The organism is Pseudomonas sp. SIMBA_068, assembly GCF_046534705.1.
Taxonomy (GTDB): Bacteria; Pseudomonadota; Gammaproteobacteria; order Pseudomonadales; family Pseudomonadaceae; genus Aquipseudomonas; species Aquipseudomonas putida.
Genome location: NZ_JAWRYI010001672.1, coordinates 1 through 236 on the forward strand (window position 1 = coordinate 1; position 236 = coordinate 236).

A 236-nucleotide genomic window follows, 5' to 3' on the forward strand; every position below is an offset into this window, starting at 1 on the left:
CGGGCCGTGTTGTCACAAAAGCTGGAAGTGGATAAACAGGAAGGACGCGTGGCGCTATTTGAATTGCTGATTAACACACCCGCGGTGGGGAATTTGATTCGCGAAGGGAAAACCCACCAGTTACCGCATGTTATTCAAACCGGGCAGCAGGTGGGGATGATAACGTTTCAGCAGAGTTATCAGCACCGGGTGGGGGAAGGGCGTTTGTGACGTTGCCATGCCCGATGCGCAAGCTT

General features: G+C 53.8%; 1 pseudogene. It reads left to right on the plus strand.

Annotation, left to right across the window (positions count from 1 at the left end):
• Positions 1-210 (plus strand): annotated as a pseudogene (locus tag SB756_RS35425) (twitching motility protein PilT); the annotation flags it as partial.
• Positions 211-236: the final 26 nt, after the last annotated feature.